Source organism: Luteimonas sp. MC1828, from assembly GCF_016461615.1.
Lineage (GTDB): Bacteria > Pseudomonadota > Gammaproteobacteria > Xanthomonadales > Xanthomonadaceae > Luteimonas.
The window spans coordinates 767856-785649 of sequence record NZ_JAEMNY010000002.1; the positions used below are offsets into that span (position 1 = coordinate 767856).

The 17794-nt window shown below is 70.7% G+C and carries 17 protein-coding genes and 1 pseudogene; 9 read left to right on the top strand and 9 right to left on the bottom strand.

Annotated features, from left to right (window positions below; all coding sequences use genetic code 11):
* Window positions 1-189: 189 nt before the first annotated feature.
* Window positions 190-501, top strand: coding sequence for an NAD(P) transhydrogenase subunit alpha (locus JHB91_RS13370; protein ID WP_199473213.1), 312 nt, complete (start codon window positions 190-192; stop codon window positions 499-501).
* Window positions 498-1907 (top strand): NAD(P)(+) transhydrogenase (Re/Si-specific) subunit beta, encoded by a 1410-nt coding sequence (locus JHB91_RS13375; RefSeq protein WP_199473214.1) that lies wholly within the window; start codon window positions 498-500, stop codon window positions 1905-1907. Before JHB91_RS13370 ends, JHB91_RS13375 begins: the two co-directional genes overlap by 4 nt.
* A gap of 51 nt (window positions 1908-1958) precedes the next feature.
* Here JHB91_RS13375 and JHB91_RS13380 read toward each other — a convergent pair whose 3' ends face one another.
* Window positions 1959-2360: a hypothetical protein gene (locus JHB91_RS13380; protein WP_199473215.1), complete on the bottom strand. Its 402-nt coding sequence runs from the start codon at window positions 2358-2360 to the stop codon at window positions 1959-1961.
* Window positions 2361-2456: 96 nt separating this feature from the next.
* Here JHB91_RS13380 and sufT point away from each other — a divergent pair, with 96 nt between their 5' ends.
* From sufT to JHB91_RS13400, 5 genes and pseudogenes are all read left to right on the top strand, one after another.
* Window positions 2457-3008 carry a putative Fe-S cluster assembly protein SufT gene (gene sufT, locus JHB91_RS13385; protein ID WP_199473216.1) on the top strand — a complete coding sequence of 184 codons (552 nt, stop codon included), beginning with the start codon at window positions 2457-2459 and terminating at the stop codon, window positions 3006-3008.
* Between the two features lie 322 nt (window positions 3009-3330).
* Window positions 3331-4893: pseudogene (locus tag JHB91_RS13990) on the top strand (S8 family serine peptidase); the annotation flags it as partial.
* 57 nt (window positions 4894-4950) lie between these two features.
* The gene (locus tag JHB91_RS13995) at window positions 4951-5595 is read left to right on the top strand and encodes a proprotein convertase P-domain-containing protein (RefSeq protein WP_343225108.1); all 645 of its coding nucleotides are present in this window, start codon (window positions 4951-4953) and stop codon (window positions 5593-5595) included.
* A gap of 117 nt (window positions 5596-5712) precedes the next feature.
* Window positions 5713-7368 (top strand): PKD domain-containing protein, encoded by a 1656-nt coding sequence (locus JHB91_RS13395; RefSeq protein WP_199473218.1) that lies wholly within the window; start codon window positions 5713-5715, stop codon window positions 7366-7368.
* Window positions 7365-8741, top strand: coding sequence for a M20/M25/M40 family metallo-hydrolase (locus JHB91_RS13400; RefSeq protein WP_199473219.1), 1377 nt, complete (start codon window positions 7365-7367; stop codon window positions 8739-8741). Before JHB91_RS13395 ends, JHB91_RS13400 begins: the two co-directional genes overlap by 4 nt.
* A 39-nt stretch (window positions 8742-8780) precedes the next feature.
* On the opposite strand, the gene JHB91_RS13405 is transcribed toward JHB91_RS13400, so the two are convergent.
* From JHB91_RS13405 to wrbA, 3 genes are read right to left on the bottom strand one after another with little or no spacing between them, the layout of a single operon-like run.
* On the bottom strand, window positions 8781-9266 hold the full coding sequence (locus JHB91_RS13405) for an asparaginase domain-containing protein (RefSeq protein WP_199473220.1): 486 nt from the start codon (window positions 9264-9266) through the stop codon (window positions 8781-8783).
* A gap of 58 nt (window positions 9267-9324) precedes the next feature.
* Window positions 9325-9681, bottom strand: coding sequence for a DUF2069 domain-containing protein (locus JHB91_RS13410; RefSeq protein WP_199473221.1), 357 nt, complete (start codon window positions 9679-9681; stop codon window positions 9325-9327).
* Window positions 9681-10271: an NAD(P)H:quinone oxidoreductase gene (gene wrbA / locus JHB91_RS13415; protein WP_199373288.1), complete on the bottom strand. Its 591-nt coding sequence runs from the start codon at window positions 10269-10271 to the stop codon at window positions 9681-9683. The genes JHB91_RS13410 and wrbA overlap by 1 nt, the downstream gene beginning before the upstream one ends.
* An 86-nt stretch (window positions 10272-10357) precedes the next feature.
* On the opposite strand from wrbA, the gene JHB91_RS13420 reads away from it, so the two are divergent.
* A complete protein-coding gene (locus JHB91_RS13420) occupies window positions 10358-11626 on the top strand; it encodes a YihY family inner membrane protein (RefSeq protein WP_199473222.1) in 1269 nt (422 codons plus the stop codon).
* 4 nt (window positions 11627-11630) lie between these two features.
* The gene (locus JHB91_RS13425) at window positions 11631-12254 is read left to right on the top strand and encodes a TlpA disulfide reductase family protein (protein ID WP_199473223.1); all 624 of its coding nucleotides are present in this window, start codon (window positions 11631-11633) and stop codon (window positions 12252-12254) included.
* A gap of 12 nt (window positions 12255-12266) precedes the next feature.
* Here JHB91_RS13425 and ppk2 read toward each other — a convergent pair whose 3' ends face one another.
* The 5 genes from ppk2 to hemA are packed head-to-tail and all read right to left on the bottom strand — an operon-like array spanning window position 12267 to window position 17750.
* Window positions 12267-13043, bottom strand: coding sequence for a polyphosphate kinase 2 (gene ppk2, locus JHB91_RS13430; protein WP_199373285.1), 777 nt, complete (start codon window positions 13041-13043; stop codon window positions 12267-12269).
* A gap of 40 nt (window positions 13044-13083) precedes the next feature.
* On the bottom strand, window positions 13084-13602 hold the full coding sequence (gene moaB, locus JHB91_RS13435; protein ID WP_199373284.1) for a molybdenum cofactor biosynthesis protein B: 519 nt from the start codon (window positions 13600-13602) through the stop codon (window positions 13084-13086).
* A 9-nt stretch (window positions 13603-13611) separates the two neighbouring features.
* Window positions 13612-15333, bottom strand: coding sequence for a UDP-N-acetylglucosamine-peptide N-acetylglucosaminyltransferase (locus JHB91_RS13440; RefSeq protein WP_343225104.1), 1722 nt, complete (start codon window positions 15331-15333; stop codon window positions 13612-13614).
* A gap of 16 nt (window positions 15334-15349) precedes the next feature.
* On the bottom strand, window positions 15350-16438 hold the full coding sequence (gene prfA, locus JHB91_RS13445; protein ID WP_199473224.1) for a peptide chain release factor 1: 1089 nt from the start codon (window positions 16436-16438) through the stop codon (window positions 15350-15352).
* On the bottom strand, window positions 16416-17750 hold the full coding sequence (gene hemA, locus JHB91_RS13450) for a glutamyl-tRNA reductase (RefSeq protein WP_199473225.1): 1335 nt from the start codon (window positions 17748-17750) through the stop codon (window positions 16416-16418). Before hemA ends, prfA begins: the two co-directional genes overlap by 23 nt.
* Window positions 17751-17794: the final 44 nt, after the last annotated feature.

Consider the following 17794-nt stretch of genomic DNA (forward strand, 5'->3'; position numbering starts at 1 on the left):
GTGACCCATGCCGTCCAGCATAGCCAGCCCGCCGATGTCGCGGTGTTGCTGCATGCCGCCATCCATTCCACGCATCCCGGGTCGGGTCCGGGGCTGTCAACGCGTCGCCGCGCCCGCGGTTGACAGCGGCGTCGCGCCCGCCGTCGCGGCGGTTATGATCGGACGCAGGGCAGCCCGGGGAAAAAGCGGATGAGCGACGGTTTCGTGGCCTTGTACATCTTCATGCTGGCGGCGATCGCCGGCAACGTGATCATCTCGCGGGTGCCGGTGATCCTGCACACGCCGCTCATGTCGGGCAGCAACTTCATCCACGGCATCGTGCTGATCGGCGCCATGCTGGTGCTGGGCCACGCCGACACCACGCTGGAAAAGGCGATCGGGTTCATCGCGGTGCTGCTGGGCGCCGGCAACGCCGCCGGCGGCTACGTCGTCACCGAGCGCATGCTGGACATGTTCAAGCCGAGCGCAAAGCCTGCCGCCAAGCCGGGCGCCGCGCCGTGACCTGGGCGCTCGCGGACGTGCTGATGCTGCTGGTCAAGGCCAGCTACCTGGTGGCCGCCACCCTGTTCCTGCTCGGTCTGCAGCGCATGGCGTCGCCGCGCACCGCGCGCAGCGGCATCCGCTGGGCCGGGCTGGGCATGGTGATCGCCACCGTGGCCACGCTGTTCATGCCGGGGCTGCAGAACATCGGCCTGATCGTGCTGGCCACGGTGATCGGCATCGCCTCGACGTGGATCTGGGGCAAGAAGGTGGCGATCACCGACATGCCGCAGATGGTCGCCCTGTTCAACGGCATGGGTGGCGGTTCGGCCGCGGCCATCGGCGCCGTCGAACTGCTGCGCTTCTCGGGTGGCGGTCCCGACGCCACGCCGTTGATGACCACGCTGGTGCTCGGCACGCTGGGCGCGCTGATCGGTGCGGTGTCGCTGTCGGGTTCGGTCATTGCCTGGGCCAAGCTTGACGGACGCATGGACCGGCGCTTCACGTTCCCCGGCCAGCAGGTGTTCAACGCACTGGTGTTCCTGGCCGCGGTGGTGCTGGGCGCGATGGCCATCCACACCCTCGACGTGCCGGTGATCGTGGCCTTCTTCATCGTCGCGCTGGCGCTGGGCGTGTTGATGACGCTGCCCATCGGCGGTGCCGACATGCCGGTGGTGATCTCGCTGTACAACGCACTGACCGGCCTCGCGGTGGCGTTCGAGGGCTACGTGCTCGGCAACGAATCGCTGATCATTGCCGGCATGATGGTCGGCGCCGCCGGCCTGCTGCTGACGCGGCTGATGGCCAAGGCCATGAACCGCTCGATCGCCAGCGTGCTGTTCTCGAGCTTCGGCGCCAGCGGCGAGGCGCAGGAGATCACCGGTGCGCAGAAGCCCATCGAGGCTGCCGACGTCGCGGCCATGATGGCCTACGCCGAACGCGTGGTGATCGTGCCCGGCTACGGCATGGCCGTGGCGCAGGCGCAGCACAAGATCTGGGAGCTCAGCCAGCGCCTGATCGAGCGCGGGGTGAAGGTGCGCTTCGCCATCCATCCGGTTGCGGGACGCATGCCGGGGCACATGAACGTGCTGCTGGCGGAAGCCGGCGTGCCCTACGACCTGATCGTCGACATGGACGACATCAACCCCGAGTTCCCCAACACCGACGTGTCGCTGGTGATCGGCGCAAACGACGTGGTCAATCCGGTGGCGCGCACCGATCCGGCCAGCCCGATCTACGGCATGCCGGTGCTCGACGTGGTCGACTCGAAGAACACCATCGTGATCAAGCGCGGCAAGGGCACCGGTTTCGCGGGCATCGAGAATGCGCTGTTCTACGCCGACAACACGCGCATGCTCTACGGCGATGGCGCGGAGGTAGCGAGCGCGCTGGTCGCCGAGCTCAAGGCGCTCGACGGCGGGCACTGACGCGCGGATCCGCATTGCGCCGGGCGCGCCCCGCGACCGGGCGCCGGGGTCTCAGCGGCAACTCACCGCGGCAACCACGATCCCCGCGCCCAGCCACGCCAGGTCGACGGCGCCGTTGGCCAGTCGCGCCAGCAGCCAGCCGTGTTCGAACCCGAGGCGACCGAGCGAGGTCCAGGGCGCCAGGCCGGTGACCTTGCCGAGCTCGGTGGCGACGATCCCCCAGTTGGCCAGCGCGATCGTCAGCACCGTGGCCAGCACGCCCCAGGCGGCACGTGCCATTCCCGGCTGCACGCGCACCATGCGCAGCAGCAGGGCGGCGTCGAGCGCGGCCAGCACGGCCATCCAGCTGCACTGCCGGCCGGTGGCCTGCGCCAGCAGCACCCAGGCACAGGCAAAACCGATGCCGCCAGCCAGCGCCAGCGTGGGCGCCAGCCGGGATCGCATTGGGGTCATGGAACGCTGCACCGCTCGGGGCGGCACAGGATAGCGTCCCGGCGGCGCTAGAATGGACACCTTGCATCATGCCGCCAGCGGCCACACATCCCCGACATGTACTCCCGTAGCAGCGAACCCGTGCGCCTCGAGCGCGATTGCGCCGCCGTGCTCGTCCCGCAGGGCGATGAGGTGACGTTGCCGGCCGGCAGCATCGGCTACATCACCCAGGCGCTCGGCGGCAGCTATACCGTCTACATCGAAGGCAATCTGTTCCGCATCGCCGGTCCCGATGGCGACGCCATCGGCAAGGAACCGCCGGAGCCGCTGGTCCTCGAGGAAGGCGCCGACGACGCGGCGGTTGAAAGGCTGGTCTGGCAGCAGCTGCGCACCTGTTTCGACCCCGAGATCCCGATCAACGTCGTCGACCTCGGGCTGGTCTATGAAGCGGTGGTCACCCACCGCGACGACGGCCAGCGGGAGGTCGCGGTCAAGATGACGCTCACCGCGCCCGGGTGCGGCATGGGCGACATCCTGGTGGACGACGTGCGCAGCAAGCTGGAGATGATCCCGACCGTGGCCGAGGCCGACGTCGATCTGGTCTTCGACCCGCCGTGGGGCCGCAACATGATGTCCGAAGCCGCGCGCCTCGAGACCGGGATGCTCTGAGGGGCTGGCGCTGGCGACCGGGTCGCCAGCCACTTTCAAGCTTTGTGAGCGTCGCCACATTTTCCAGGCGGAAGTAGGGTCTGCGCCCGCTTGTGTGAACGCCAGCCTGTCGCGTAGCGTCAGTTTGCGGACAATCTGGTCAGTCCGCTTCGCGTCCGGCAGGGTCGTGAACGGGGGAGGGATCCCGGGCAGGCGTCCTGCCGGCAGTTGCCGCCCAGCGGCGCCGTCACACCTCCCGGAAACAACCGCCATGACCGATCGTCCGAACCGCCGCGTGCGCCTGCACGCGCTCGCCGTTGCCACCACCCTTGCGCTTGCGTCGCTGGCCGCCGTCTCGGCGCCGGCTGTCGATCGCATCGACCTGAGTGGCCTGCAGGCGTCCGAACTGCACGACCGCTTCATCGTCAAATACGTGGACGGCAGCGCCGAACACGCGCAGGCCGCCGCTCGCGATGCCGCGCTCAGGTCCGCCGCCGTCGCCGTTCCACAGGCACGCAACGCGCGCGGCGCGACGCCGCTGGCGCTGCGCCACGAACGCCGCATGGCCGTCGGTGCCGAGGTGGTGCGCAGCAGCCGCAAGCTGGACCGCATCGAAGCCGAATCGCTTATGCGCCAGATCGCATCCAACCCGAACGTCGAGTACGTCGAGGTCGACAAGCTCAACAAGGCGGTCCTGACCCCCAACGACACCAACTTCAGCCAGCAGTGGGGCTTTGGCACCACGCCGGCCGGCATCCGCGCCACCCAGGCCTGGGATGTCACCACCGGCACCGGCGCGGTGGTCGCGGTGCTCGATACCGGCATCACCAACCACAGCGACCTCAACGCCAACATCCTGCCGGGCTACGACTTCATCATCGACACCGCGGTCGCCGGCGACGGCAACGGCCGCGACAGCGATGCGAGCGATCCGGGCGACTACTCAGGCGGCTATGCGTCGAGCTGGCACGGCACGCATGTCGCCGGCACCGTGGCCGCGGTGACCAACAACGCCAAGGGCGTCGCTGGCACCGCGTTCGGCGCCAAGGTGGTCCCGGTGCGCGTGCTCGGACGCGGCGGCGGCTACGACTCCGACATCGCCGACGCGGTGATCTGGGCGTCGGGCGGCACCGTCAGCGGCGTGCCGGCCAATGCCAATCCGGCGGAAGTGATCAACCTCAGCCTGGGCGGCACGGGCAGCTGCGGCAGCGCCATGCAGAGCGCGATCAACGGCGCCGTCGGCCGCGGCACCACCCTGGTGATCGCCGCCGGCAACAGCAACGCCAATACCTCCGGGTTCTCGCCGGCCAACTGCAACAACGTGATCGCGGTGGGCTCGATCACCAGCACCGGCGCGCGCTCCAGCTTCTCCAACTACGGCGCGCTAGTCGACATCGCCGCGCCCGGCTCCAGCATCATGTCCACGCTCAACTCGGGCAGCCAGGGTCCGGGCAGCGAAAGCTACGCGAGCTACAGCGGCACCTCGATGGCGGCGCCGCACGTGGCCGGCGTGGTGGCGCTGATCCAGTCGGTTTCCAACCCGGCCAAGACGCCGGCGCAAATCGAAGCGCTCATCAAGAGCACGGCCAGCGCATTCCCGAGCACGCCCTCGCAGACCATCGGCGCGGGCATCGTCAACGCCAAGGCGGCGGTCGATGCCGCCGGCGGCGGGACCGGCAACGTCGCCCCGACCGCGAACTTCAGCGTCAGCACCAGCGGCCTGGTCGCCAGCTTTACCGACAGTTCCACGGACAGCGACGGCAGCATCGCCTCGCGCAGCTGGACCTTCGGCGATGGCACCAGTTCGACCGCCACCAACCCGAGCAAGACGTACGCGGCGGCAGGCACCTACAGCGTCACCCTCACCGTGACCGACAACAGCGGCGCCAGCAACAGCCGAACCCAGTCGGTAACGGTCAGCAGCGGTGGCGGCGGAGGCAGCGTGCTGCAGAACGGCGTACCGGTGAGCGGCATCGCCGGAGCGGCGTCGAGCACGCAGTCGTGGACGATCAATGTCCCGGCCGGCGCCAGCAACCTCACCATCGCCAGCAGTGGCGGTACCGGTGACGCGGACCTGTACGTGCGCTTCGGTTCCGCACCGACCACCACCACCTACGACTGCCGTCCGTACCGCGCCGGCAACGCCGAAAGCTGCAGCTTCGCCGCGCCGCAGGCGGGCACCTACCACGTCATGCTGCGCGGCTACTCGGCGTTCTCCGGCGTCACCCTCACCGGCAGCTACACGGCCGGCGGTGGCGGCGGTTCCCCGCAGACCTACAGCAACGGCACCGACTATCCGGTCAACAGCAATGCCACCGTGGAGAGCCCGATCACGGTCTCCGGCCGCAGCGGCAACGCGCCGGCGTCGACGCCGGTCGCGGTCAATATCGTCCACACCTACCGCGGTGACCTGAAGGTCGACCTGGTGGCGCCGGACGGCAGCGTGTACGTGCTGCACAACCGCAGCGGCGGCAGCGCCGACAACATCAACTCGACCTACAACGTGAACCTGTCGAGCGAGGCGCTCAATGGCACCTGGAAGCTGCGGGTGAACGACAACGCCGCCGGCGACAGCGGCTACATCAACAGCTGGAGCGTCACTTTCTGAGTCTCAGCCTGATCTGAATGGCCTTCGCCCGGTTACAGTCTGCTGCCCCGGCCCGCGCCGGGGCAGCATTCCATCAACGGTCGATCGGTCCAGTGCGGGGACGCAGATATGAAAAGGATGAATCGGATTTGCCTGGCGCTGTGCGCGCTGCTGATGGCGGGCGGCGCCATGGCCTCCGGGAGCCGCCTGGCCCCGCAGGGGCTGCCCGCCGAACACACGGTTGAAGTGGTCCGCATGCCGGCGGTCGATGTCGCCAGGCTGCATGCCGAAGACCGCGCCGCGACGCGCGGCGACGCGCCGGCACGGTTCGCGGTGGCGCATGCGGTGAACATCACGCCGGACAGCGCGGGCGACTGGGACGCGGTCGGCAAGGACCGCATGATGTGGCGCCTGCGCATCGAGTCGCCCGGCGCGCTGTCCCTCAATTTCGGATTCAGCGCGTACCGGATGCCGGAAGGCGGCGAGCTGCGCGTCTATCCTGCAGGCCTGCCCAAGGCGCATGCGCCGGAGCTGGTCAGCGTGTTCACCGCAGCCGACAACAAGCCGCATGGCCAGCTGTGGACACCGATCGTGCCGGGCGATCATGCCGTGATCGAAGTGACGGTGCCCGCGGTGCGCGTCGGCGAACTGAAGCTGGCGCTGTCCAGCGTCAACCATGACTACGTCGGCTTCGGCCGCATCGCGCGCGAGGCGGCTTACGAAGTGCGCGCCATGGGCGTGTCCGGCGCCTGCAATATCGACGTCGCGTGCCCGCAGGGCGATGCGCATCGCCCGCAGATCCGCTCGGTCGGCGCGTACTCGCGCTACGGCACCTTCTACTGCACGGGCTCGCTGCTCAACAACACCGCCAACGACCGGCGCATGCTGTTCCTGACCGCGCACCACTGCAGCATGGGCACGGCGGCGGCTGCAGCCAGCATCGTCGTGTACTGGAACTACCAGAACTCCACCTGCCGCATCCCCGGCAGCGCCGCCAGCGGCCAGAACGGCGACGGCTCGCTTGCGTACAACCAGTCTGGCGCGCAGGTGCGCGCGACCAACGCGGCCTCGGACTTCACCCTGCTCGAACTCGATGACGCTGCCGATCCCGCGTTCAACCTGTACTGGGGGGGCTGGGACCGGCGCGACGTCGCGCATGCCAACGCCACCGGCATCCATCACCCGCGCGTGGCGGAAAAGCGCATCACGCATTCGCTCGATCCGCTGGTCATCAGCGGCTACTTCGGCAGCGGCAGCAGTCACTACCAGGTGTTCTGGGAGCCGGGCGGCATCGGCACCACGGAGGGCGGCTCGTCGGGATCGCCGTTGTACAGCCCCGAGAAGCGCGTTGTCGGCCAGCTGCACGGTGGACTCGCCAGCTGCAGCACCACCGGCGCCAGCCACAGCGACTATTACGGACGGATCTTCACCTCGTGGAGTGGCGGCGGCACAGCGGCAACGCGGCTCAGCGACTGGCTGGATCCGGCCGGCAGCGGCGCGGCCTTCGTCGATGGACTCGACGCTGCCGGCACGCCCAATGCCGACCCGGTCGCGCAGTTCGCCTTCCAGCGGAACGGCGGCCTGAACATCCGGTTCGACGACCGGTCCAGCGATGCGGACGGCAGCATCGTGGCCTGGCATTGGGACTTCGGCGACGGCACCACTTCCACGGCAGCCAACCCGACCCGGACCTACGCGGCCAAGGTGTTCTACCAGGTCACCCTGACGGTGACCGACGATCGCGGCGCCACGTCCAGCGTCACGCGGACCGTGCGCCCGGGGACGCGGCTTTGAAGCGCGCGCTGACCAGCGGCCTGGTGGCTGCCACGATGCTGCTTGCGAGCGGCGCCGCGGCGGCGCACGGCCATGGCGCGACCACGGTCGACCCGATGGCGCCGGTGCACGTGGTCGCCGAACGCGCCACGTTCGAGGCCGCGTTGCGCGACTTCAGCGGCCGGCTCGCGTCGCGCCGCGATGCCCTGGGCAATGCGCTGGTGCTGGCCGAGCTGCGCGAGCACCAGATCCAGGACCTGGCCCGCCACGTGCACGAGGTCGAGCGCCGCTGCGGAGGCTACTTCGCGTTCGCGACCCGCGCCGAGGCCGAGGCCTTCGTCGCGAATCGCGCACCACTGGACGGCATGCGCGCCGCCGCGCCGCCGGCGTACACCATCAGCAACCAGGCGGTGGTCGGGCGCTGGCTGCCGCAGGTGTCCGCGGCCAACCTCGCCGCCACCATCACCCACCTGTCCACGGCCTGGCCGAACCGGTATTTCGCCAGCACCCACGGGCAGGCGTCCGCGCTGTGGATCCGCGACCACTGGCTGTCGCTCGCCGCCGGCCGCAGCGATGTCAGCGCCGAGCTGTTCACCGCCTGCAACAACTGCGGTGGCCAGCCGTCGGTGATCCTGACCATCCAGGGCAGCGACCTGGCCGACGAGATCGTGGTGCTCGGAGGCCATCTCGATTCGATCTCCAGCACCGGCAGCGGCAACGCCATGGTCGCGCCGGGTGCCGACGACGACGCATCCGGCATCGCCACGCTGACCGAGGTGCTGCGCGTGGCGATGGCCGACGGGTACCGGCCCCGGCGCACGGTGAAGCTGATGGCCTACGCCGCCGAGGAAGTGGGCCTGCGCGGCTCGCGCGCGATCGCGCAGTCGTTCGCTCTCGAGGGCCGCACCGTGGTCGGCGTGCTGCAGATGGACATGACCAACTACCGCGCGCCGGGCGGCGGCAGCGACATCCGGGTGATGACCGACAATTCCAACCCGGCGCTGGTGCAGTTCCTGCGCGACCTGTTCGACGAGTACATGGCGCCGCAGGGCTATACGCGCAGCGATTCGTCCTGCGGGTATGCCTGCTCCGACCACGCCTCGTGGACCCAGTCCGGGTTCCCCGCGGCGATGTACGACGAAGGCCCGTTCTTCCCGCGCCTGCACACGCCCGGCGACACGCTGGCCAACATGGGCGGCAACGCGCAGCACGCCACGATCATCGCGCGCCTGGGGCTGGCGTTCATGGGCGAACTGGCCAAGTCGAACAGGACCCGGCTGCGGGTGCCACCACCGGCATCGCCCGGACAGGTGCCACGCAACCGCCCGCACCCGGCGCTGCCGGATCCGGTGCCGCCGGGTGGCCCGGGGCGGTCGCGCTTCAGCCCGCCCTGACTGCGCGCTCCGCGCCCGCGTGCCGCGCGTGCGCGGGGCTCAGGTCGCTTCGAAGCGGTTCGCGGCGACGTTCTTGCGCACCTTGAGCGGATCCCAGATGCGCCCGTTCATGGCGATGTAGACCCCTGGCGCGAGCGACTGCACCGCACCGACCGCGGTGCCGATGTTGAACTCGGCGTCCGAGCCGCGGAAGCGCGCCGGGTTCAGCGCGCCGGTCAGCACGATCGTGCGATCGGTGAGCGACGCCAGCGCCTGCGCGGTCTCCACCATGGTGTCGGTGCCGTGGGTGATCAGCACGTGGCGCGCAGGCTGCGCGGCGATGGTGGCGCGCACCAGTTCGCGGTCGGCCTGGTCGATGTGCAGCGAGTCCTTGCGGATGATCGGGATCACGCGGAAGCGGAACGCCACCCCGAGCTCCTCGAGGATCCGGCCGATCTGCGGTTCGCCGACCTGGAAATCCGACTTGTCGTCGAAATAGACCTTGTCGATCGTGCCGCCGGTTGTGACGACCAGGAGTTCATCCATCGCGTGTTCCTCGAATGCCGTGCGCGGTGGCGGGCGTGTCGCCGGCCGGGTGCGCATTCTAGTCGGTCGCGCCGCCCTGGCCGCGACGGCCGAAGCGCGCGCTCAGGCCCGGCCAGCTCGCGGCCACGATGATCGCCAGCGCCAACGCGACTTCCGCCAGGGCGTAGCCGCGGCCTGCCGCGCGCTCCCAGCCGACCATCACGCCGTGGCAGAACCAGCCGAGGCCGAACACGCCGGACCAGAATGCCGCGACCCGGCTGCCGAGCAGCACCCCGGCCATCAGCAGCAGCGGCGGCAGCGCGAACACCGCGAGCGCCTGCAGGTAGCGCGGGTCGTCGCGGAACCACGCCGCGAACAGCAGCGCGAGCACCGCGAGCAGCGCGGCGAGTGCCCACCTCGAACGGGGTGCCGTCATCAACCCAGCCTCGCGGCGAGCATCGCGATGCGGCGCCCGAGCGCGCGGGCCAGCCGCGCCTCCTCGTCGGTGGGGAGCGGGTCATTGTCGCCGCCGGCGACGTGGCTGGCGCCGTAGGGCGTGCCGCCACTGCGCGTGGCGGACAGGCCCGGCTCGGTGAAGGGGATGCCGGCCAGCACGCAGCCGTGGTGCAACAGCGGCACCATCATGGTCAGCAGCGTCGACTCCTGGCCTCCGTGCAGGGTGGCGGTGGAGGTGAACACGCCCGCCGGCTTGCCGACCAGCGTGCCGCTCGCCCATTCGCTGCCGAGGCCGTCGAGGAAGTGCTTGAGCGGCGCGGCCATGTTGCCGAAGCGCGTCGGGCTGCCCAGCAGCAGGCCGGTGCATTCGTCGAGGTCCGCGCGTTCCACGTAGGGCGCGCCTTCATCGGGCACGGGCGGCGCGGCCGCCTGCGTCACCGCGGCCACCGGCGGCACCGTGCGCAGCCGCGCCGCCATGCCGTCCACTTCGCCCACGCCGCGCGCGACGTGGCGCGCGAGCGCGGCGACCGAACCGCCGCGGCTGTAATACAGGACCAGGATATCGGGCATGCGGTTTCCTCCGGGCGGCAAAGCATAGCCGCATGCGCCAGGCCCCGTGCCGCGGCGCGGGTTCGTGATCGGTTAACCTCGCCACGATGGAGCCGCTGGATTCCCTGTACCGCTGGAAGGAGCGCATCCGCGACCGCGCGCGCGCGACTTCGTTCGCCCGCTTCCTGTGGCGACGCTTCCTTGATGACCGCCTGTTCGAAGCGGCCGGTGCGCTGTCGTTCACCACCACCTTCGCGCTGGTGCCGCTGTCGATGGTGGTGTTCGGCGTGCTGTCCGCGTTCCCGGTGTTCGAGCAGTGGAGCGCACAGCTGAGCACCTACATCTTTTCCAACTTCGTGCCCAGTTCGGCACAGGCCATCGAGGGCTACCTGCGTTCGTTCTCGGAAAACACCGGGCAGCTGACCGCGGTCGGCGTGGTGGCACTGGTGGTGTCGGTGCTGGTGACGCTGTTCGGCATCGAGGGCGCCTTCAACCGCATCTGGCGCGTGCACACCGCACGGCCGCGGTTCGGGCGGTTCCTGGTGTACTGGACGGTGCTGACCCTCGGCACGCTGGTCGCCGCGGCCAGCCTGTCGGTGTCGGCGAGGTTCTTTGCACTGGATGTGTTCCGCAGCAACGCCGGGCAGTGGCTGCAGCACCTGATGCTGGGCCTGGCCCCGACGCTGATCGAGCTGCTCGCGTTCGCCACCATCTACCGCGTGGTGCCACACCGCACCGTGCAGTGGCGGCACGCGTTCGCCGGCGCCGTGCTGGCGGTGGTACTGCTGGAAATCGGCAAGCGCCTGCTCGGCCTGTACCTGGGAAGTTTCAACGCCTACCAGAACATCTACGGGCCGCTGGCGTTCGTGCCGATCTTCCTGCTGTGGCTGTACTTCGGCTGGATCTCGATACTGCTGGGCGCGTCGTTCGCCGCGTCGATCTCGGCGTTCCGCTACCAGCCCGCGCACATGCGCCTGCCGCAGGGCTACGAGCTGTACGGGATCCTGCGCCTGCTCGGCCGCTTCGCCGAGGCGCGTCGCGAAGGCCGTGGCCTGCACAGCGACGACATCCTGGCATGCGAACCGATGCTGACCGACGAGCTGGTGCAGGAGATCCTCGGCCAGCTGCAGGGCATCGACGTGGTGCGCCGCGCCGAGACCGGCGAATGGCTGCTGGCGCGCGACCTCGACGGGCTGTCGCTCGCCGAACTCTACGAAGCCGGACAGCTGCGCATCCCGGTCGCCGAGGCGGTGCTGCCGTGCCGCGACGACGCCCTCGGCGCGGCCGCGATCGCCGCGCTGGACGAACTTCGCCTGCCGCTGCGCGACCTGCTGCGCCGCCGCATCGGCGACATCCACGATCCCTCCAGGACCTGAGCCCATGCGTGTGCGCCCGCTGTACATCCCCTGCCTTGCATTGACCGCGCTGCTGGCGCTTTCCGGCTGCCGGCCCGACGGCGGCGATGCGCCGGCGACCACAGGCGACACCCCGGCGCAGCCCGCTGCGCCTGCAGGCGATGCGCCGGCACCGGCACCGCCAATGGCCGCGGACGAGGCGGGCGCCGCCGCGTCCGCGGATGCCGAGGTCCCGGTGCTCGAGGTGACCACGATCGACGGCGTGCCCTACCGGCTTGCCGATCATCGTGGCCGCTGGGTGGTGGTCAATTTCTGGGCCACCTGGTGCGCGCCCTGCATCAAGGAAATGCCCGAGCTGTCGGCGCTGGACGCGATGCGCGAGCACATCGAAGTGGTCGGGCTGGCCTACGAGGACATCGCGGTCGACGACATGCGCGCGTTCCTGGACAAGCATCCGGTGGTCTATCCGGTCGCGATCCTGGACGTCTACGACCCGCCGAAGGACTTCGCCACCCCGCGCGGGCTGCCGCTGACCTACCTGATCGCGCCCGACGGCCGCGTGGCCCGGAAGTTCCTCGGCCCGGTGACCGCCAGCGAGATTGAGGCCGCGATCACCGCGGCCGGCGAACCGGGCGCACCCGCGGTCTGACGCGCGGCGGCCTCAGCCTTCCCAGGCCGGGATCGGCTTGAGCTTGCCGAAGCGTTCCTTCTTCGGCTTGCCATCGAGCGGCGGAAACTCCGGCGCGCGGCGCGGCACGTGCACGTCGGGCAGGCGGTCAAGCAGGTGGCGGATGAGCGTCAGCCGGCCGCGCTTCTGGTCGTCGAAGTCGACCAGGGTCCAGGGCGCGTTCCCGGTATGCGTGGCCTCGAGCATCGCTTCGCGGGCCCGGGTGTAATCGGCGTAGCGGGTGCGCGCCTCGACGTCGATCGGCGACAGCTTCCACGACTTCAGCGGATCCGCGAGCCGCTCCGCGAAGCGTTCTTCCTGCTGTTCCTGGTCGCAGCACAGCCAGTACTTGAAGAGCAGGATGCCGTCGTCGGTGAGCAGCTTCTCGAACGCCGGCGCCTGGCGCAGGAAGGCGGCGACCTGGTCGTCCGTGGCAAAGCCCATCACTTTTTCGACGCCGGCGCGGTTGTACCAGCTGCGGTCGAACAGCACGATCTCGCCGGTGGTGGGCAGGTGGCGCACATAGCGCTGGAAATACCACTCGCCCTGTTCGCGCTCACTCGGCTTGGGCAGCGCGACGACACGGTACTGACGGGTGTCCAGGTGCTCGGTGATGGCCTTGATGGCGCCGCCCTTGCCGGCGGTGTCGCGGCCTTCCATGACAATGGCGATGCGCTGCCCGGCACATCGCGCCCAGCGTGCCATGGCCACCAGCTCGTGCTGCAGCGGCTCCAGCAGCGATGCGTACTGCTTGCGCTTGAGTTCCTTCACGTGCCGCTCCCGTTCCGAAATGGTTGGGCGATCGCGCCGGTCATTCCTTCAGGCGCGGCCGCAGCGTGGCGAGGTTGCAGGGACGGGTGCGTGAATCCAGCTGCGCGCGGATGATCCGTTCCCACGCCGTGCGGCAGGCCGAGGTCGATCCGGGCACGCAGAACAGGAACGTGCCGTTTGCCAGGCCGGCGAACGCCCGCGACTGCAGCGACGACGTGCCGATTTCCTCGAAGCTGATCGCGCGGAACAGTTCGCCGAAACCCGCCATCTCCTTGTCGAGCAGCGGCAGCAGCGCCTCGGGGGTGGAGTCGCGTCCGGTGAAGCCGGTACCGCCGGTGACCAGGATGCCGTCGATCGCGGGGTCCGCGATCCACTGCGAGACCAGCGCACGCAGGCGGTAGCGGTCATCGGGCAGCAGGCCGCGGCCTGCCAGGCGGTGCCCGGCTTTCTCGAGCGCGGCGACGAGGTAATCGCCCGAGCTGTCCTCGGCAGCCGTCCGCGAATCGGACACGGTGAGGACGCACAGGTGCAGCTGGACGGCGGTGTCGGACTGGGTCATCCGTCGAGCCTACCGCGCCTGGAGCGCGGCCGGAGGCAGTCCGCTCCGCTGGCGGTCCGCCATGGCCAGGGCCATCGCGGCGAAGTCGCGCGCGAACGCCGGCATGTCGAACAGCCCCGATTCCTGTCGCAGGGCGCGCAGGCGTGTGCGGACCGCCTGCAGGCGCGCGCGATCGTTGCCGAGCGCGGTGGCCAGCGCGACGAAGCCCGGGTCGTCGGCGACGTTGAGTTCGCCAAGCCCGATGTGGTGGTTGAGGCTGCCGGCCACCCGTGCGGCAAAAGTGCGCCCCGGCCGGGTGAGCACCGGGCAACCGGCCCACAGCGCGTCGGAAGCGGTGGTGTGGGCGTTGTACGGGTTGCTGTCGAGGAACAGGTCGGCGAGCTGCAGCCGCGCGAGGTAGATGGCGTGCGGCTGCTTGGCCATGAACACCAGCCGCGCCGGATCGATGCCGGCCGCCTGGGCGGCGGCGCGCAGGCGCGCGTCGCCATTCCCGGGTCCGGACAGCAGCCACAGCACGCTGCCCGGGACGTCGCCCAGCACTGCCATGGCGCGCGCGAAGCTGGCCGGATTCAGCTTGTAGCTGTTGTTGAAGGAGCAGAACACCACGCCTTCCGCCGGCAGGCCGCACTCCCCGCGCGACGGCGGCGGGGCGGGGGCGCGCCGGGTGTCGGAGGGCTGGAAGCAGCGCGGCAGGCGTGCCACCGCTTCGGAAAAGCCCGTCTCGAGCGCTGGTGGCAGCACGAAGCCATCGGCGAGCACGTAGTCGATCCACGGCGCGCCGGAGGTGCCTGGATAGGCGAGCCAGTTGACCTGCAGCGGCGCCGGGCGCATCGCCAGCACGGCCGGCGTGCCGCCACCTCCCCAGCCGCGCAGGTCGTGGAGCACGTCGATGCCGGCCGCCCGGATGCGCGCCGCCACCTCCGCATGGGGCAGGGCGGAGACGTCATGCAGGGTGGTCGCGGCCTGGAGTCGCTGGCGCACCGCGCTGCCGTCGTCGGCGTTGAGCGCGAACAGATGCGCCTCGACGGCCGCCTCCGCGCGCAGCGCCTCCAGGAACGCCACGGTCAGCAGGCCGGTGGGATGCGCACCGAAACCGTTGGACAGGAAGCCGATCCGCAGCGGGCCGTCGCCGGCGATCGCGCGCGGCGGCAGCGGACGCACGCTGCGCGCCACCTGCGCCGCGCTCAGCCGCGCGCAGCGCAACTGCTCGAGCGCATCACCGTCTTCGCTGAGGAAGGCGAACGGCTCCACCGCCGCTTCGCCGCGCGCCACCGCCGAACGCACCTGCGCCGACAGGGCGTCCAATCCGCGCCAGTCGCACAGGCGCCGGCGCCAGGCCAGCAGGTGGGCCGCGATCTGCGCCGCGTCGGGTGCCAGCGCATGCGCGCGTGCATACGCGTCGGCCGCGGCTTCCGCTTCGCCCACGTCCTCCAGCGCATGTCCGTGCCAGAGCGCGATGCCGGGATGCCCCGGCGCAGCGCGCGCAGCCTGCCCGAGGCTGTCCGCGGCGTCGCGGCGGTGGCCGAGCAACCATTGGGCGCGGCCCAGGCGCGCGAGCGCTTCGGGGTGTCCGGGCGCCAGCGCGAGTGCACGCTGCGCAGCGGCTTCGCCGGCGACGCCGTCACCGGCATCAAGCTCGGCATCCGACAGCAGGATCCAGGCGATCAGGTTGCCCGGCGCCAGGACCGTCGCGCGGCGCGCTTCGCTGCGCGCATCCGCGGGGGCGCTCACGCACCCGCTCCGCGGATCACGTCGACTGCTCCGTCAGGCGTGCCAGTTCGTCGGCCTGGTGTTCCTGCAGCAGGCGATCGACCAGCGGGTCGAGCGCGCCTTCCATCACGGCCGGCAGGTCGTACAGCGTCAGGCCGTCGACCCGGTGGTCGGTGATCCGGCCCTGCGGGAAGTTGTAGGTGCGGATGCGCTGGCTGCGGTCGCCGCTGCCCACCTGCAGCTTGCGCGACTGCGCGGTGGCGGCGGCGCGGCGCGCGGCTTCGGCCTCGGCCAGCATCGCCTTCAGGCGCTTCATGGCCTTGTCGCGGTTGGCGTGCTGCGAGCGCTCGGTCTGCGATTCCACCACCACGCCGGAGGGCAGGTGGGTGATGCGGATCGCGGAGTCGGTCTTGTTGACGTGCTGGCCGCCCGCACCCGAAGAACGGAAGGTGTCGACCCGCAGGTCGGCGGGATTGATCTCGATCGGCTCGCTTTCGTCCTCCACCGGGATGATCGCGACCGTCGCCGCCGAGGTGTGGATGCGGCCCTGCGATTCGGTCTCCGGCACGCGCTGCACGCGGTGGGTGCCGGACTCGAACTTCAGGCGTGCGTAGGCGCCGGCGCCCTCGATGCGCGCCACCACTTCGCGGAAGCCGCCGTGCTCGCCGGCGTTGGCGGACTCGACCTCGACCCGCCAGCCCTGGCGCTCGGCGTAGCGGCTGTACAGACGGAACAGGTCGCCGGCGAAGATCGCCGCCTCGTCGCCGCCGGTGCCGGCGCGGACTTCGAGGTAGATGCCGCCGTCGTCGCGCGCATCGCGCGGCACCAGCAGCGCCATCAGCGCGGCGTCGAGTTCGGCGAGGCGCGCGCTTGCGGACGTCACCTCCTCGTCGGCCATCTCGCGCAGCTCGGGGTCGTCGCGCAGCGCCTGCGCCGCGGCGAGGTCGGCGCGGGCGCGGGCCTCGTCGGCGAGCGCACTGGACAGCGGCGCCAGGCTCGCGAATTCGCGTGACCACGCGCGGTACCGCGCCTGGTCGGCCGCGGCAGCGGGATCGGAGAGCAGGCGTTCGAGTTCGTCGCGGCGCTCGGCCAGCGCCTCGAGCTTACGGCGCAGGGAGGGGAGCATCGTCGTCGTCGTGCACGCCGGCATCGGCCCGCTGGCGTGGTGCGTCGGCGGTCGCGGGGTCGGCGGGGAGCATGCGTTCCACCGCGCGCAACAGGATGTCGTCGCCGCTGGCGGCCGCTTCGCGCAGGGCGGCGGTGGGCGCGTGCAGCAGGCGGTTGGTCAGCGCGTGGGCAAGATGCTCCAGTGCGGCCTCCGGCGACTGGCCGGCCGCGAGCTGCTGCCGCGCCCTGGCCAGCGCTTCGCTCCGCGCCGCTTCGCCATGCGCGCGCAGGCGGCGCAGCGGCGCGCTGCGCGCGTTGGTGGCCAGCAGTTCGGCGTAGCGCGAAACCTGCAGGTCGATGATCGATTCCGCCGCGTCCGCGGCCTCGCGGCGGCTGCGCCGGTTGTCCTCGACCGCGCGTTCCAGGTCGTCCACGGTGTACAGGTAGGTGTCGCGCAGCTCGGCGACGGCGGGTTCGATGTCGCGCGGCACGGCCAGGTCGACCAGCAGCATGGGCCGGTTCCTGCGCGCCGCAAGGGCCGCGGCGACATGGTCGCGGCGGATCACCGGGGTGCGGCTGGCGGTGGCGGAGAACACGATGTCGGCGAGGAACAGGTGGCGGTCGAGTTCGTCCAGCGGCAGCGCCACGCCGCCGTGGCGCGCGGCCAGCTCCTCGGCGTGGCGGAAGGTGCGGTTGGCGACCAGCAGGCGCTTGACCTTGGCCTGCGCCAGGTGGCGCGCGGCCAGTTCGATGGTCTCGCCGGCGCCGACCAGCAGCACCACGGAGTCTTCCGGCCGGGCAAAGCTCTCCTGGGCCAGGCGCACCGCCATCGATGCCATCGACACCGGGCTGTTGCCGATGCGGGTTTCGGTGCGCGCGCGCTTGGCGGTGACGAAGGCGTGCTGGAACAGCCGGTCGAGGTGGCCTCCGAGCGTGCCCGCGCTGCGCGCGCTGGACCAGGCCTGCTTCACCTGGCCGAGGATCTGCGGCTCGCCGAGCACCATCGAGTCCAGGCCGGTGGCGACGCGGAACAGGTGGCGCGCCGCGGCGTCGCCCGCATGGTGGTACAGGTAGGCGTGCAGCCCGGCGGCATCGCCCGAGGCGTCGTCGGGGTGGGTGGCGAGCCAGTTCACCAGCGCGCGGCCTTCGTCATCGGCAACGGCATACAGCTCGGTGCGGTTGCAGGTGGAAAGCAGCGCCACCTCCTTGACGTCGGGCAGCGCGCGCAGTTCGGCCAGCGCGGCCTCCAGCCGATCGCCGGCAAAGGCCACCCGTTCACGCAGCTGGAGCGGCGCGGTCTGGTGGTTGAGACCGATGGCGATCAGCCTCATCGGTTCAGGTGCTTGCGATAAGCTGCTGGCATGACAGGTCGCTA

Excerpts from the sequence above, each read along its gene's own strand:
- JHB91_RS13370 (WP_199473213.1), top strand. The coding sequence starts at position 190 with ATGAGCGACGGTTTCGTGGCCTTGTACATCTTCATGCTGGCGGCGATC.
- JHB91_RS13380 (WP_199473215.1), bottom strand. The coding sequence starts at position 2,360 with ATGACCCCAATGCGATCCCGGCTGGCGCCCACGCTGGCGCTGGCTGGC.
- sufT (WP_199473216.1), top strand. The coding sequence starts at position 2,457 with ATGTACTCCCGTAGCAGCGAACCCGTGCGCCTCGAGCGCGATTGCGCC.
- JHB91_RS13395 (WP_199473218.1), top strand. The coding sequence starts at position 5,713 with ATGAATCGGATTTGCCTGGCGCTGTGCGCGCTGCTGATGGCGGGCGGC.
- JHB91_RS13405 (WP_199473220.1), bottom strand. The coding sequence starts at position 9,266 with ATGGATGAACTCCTGGTCGTCACAACCGGCGGCACGATCGACAAGGTC.
- JHB91_RS13410 (WP_199473221.1), bottom strand. The coding sequence starts at position 9,681 with ATGACGGCACCCCGTTCGAGGTGGGCACTCGCCGCGCTGCTCGCGGTG.
- wrbA (WP_199373288.1), bottom strand. The coding sequence starts at position 10,271 with ATGCCCGATATCCTGGTCCTGTATTACAGCCGCGGCGGTTCGGTCGCC.
- JHB91_RS13420 (WP_199473222.1), top strand. The coding sequence starts at position 10,358 with ATGGAGCCGCTGGATTCCCTGTACCGCTGGAAGGAGCGCATCCGCGAC.
- JHB91_RS13425 (WP_199473223.1), top strand. The coding sequence starts at position 11,631 with ATGCGTGTGCGCCCGCTGTACATCCCCTGCCTTGCATTGACCGCGCTG.
- moaB (WP_199373284.1), bottom strand. The coding sequence starts at position 13,602 with ATGACCCAGTCCGACACCGCCGTCCAGCTGCACCTGTGCGTCCTCACC.
- prfA (WP_199473224.1), bottom strand. The coding sequence starts at position 16,438 with ATGCTCCCCTCCCTGCGCCGTAAGCTCGAGGCGCTGGCCGAGCGCCGC.
- hemA (WP_199473225.1), bottom strand. The coding sequence starts at position 17,750 with ATGAGGCTGATCGCCATCGGTCTCAACCACCAGACCGCGCCGCTCCAG.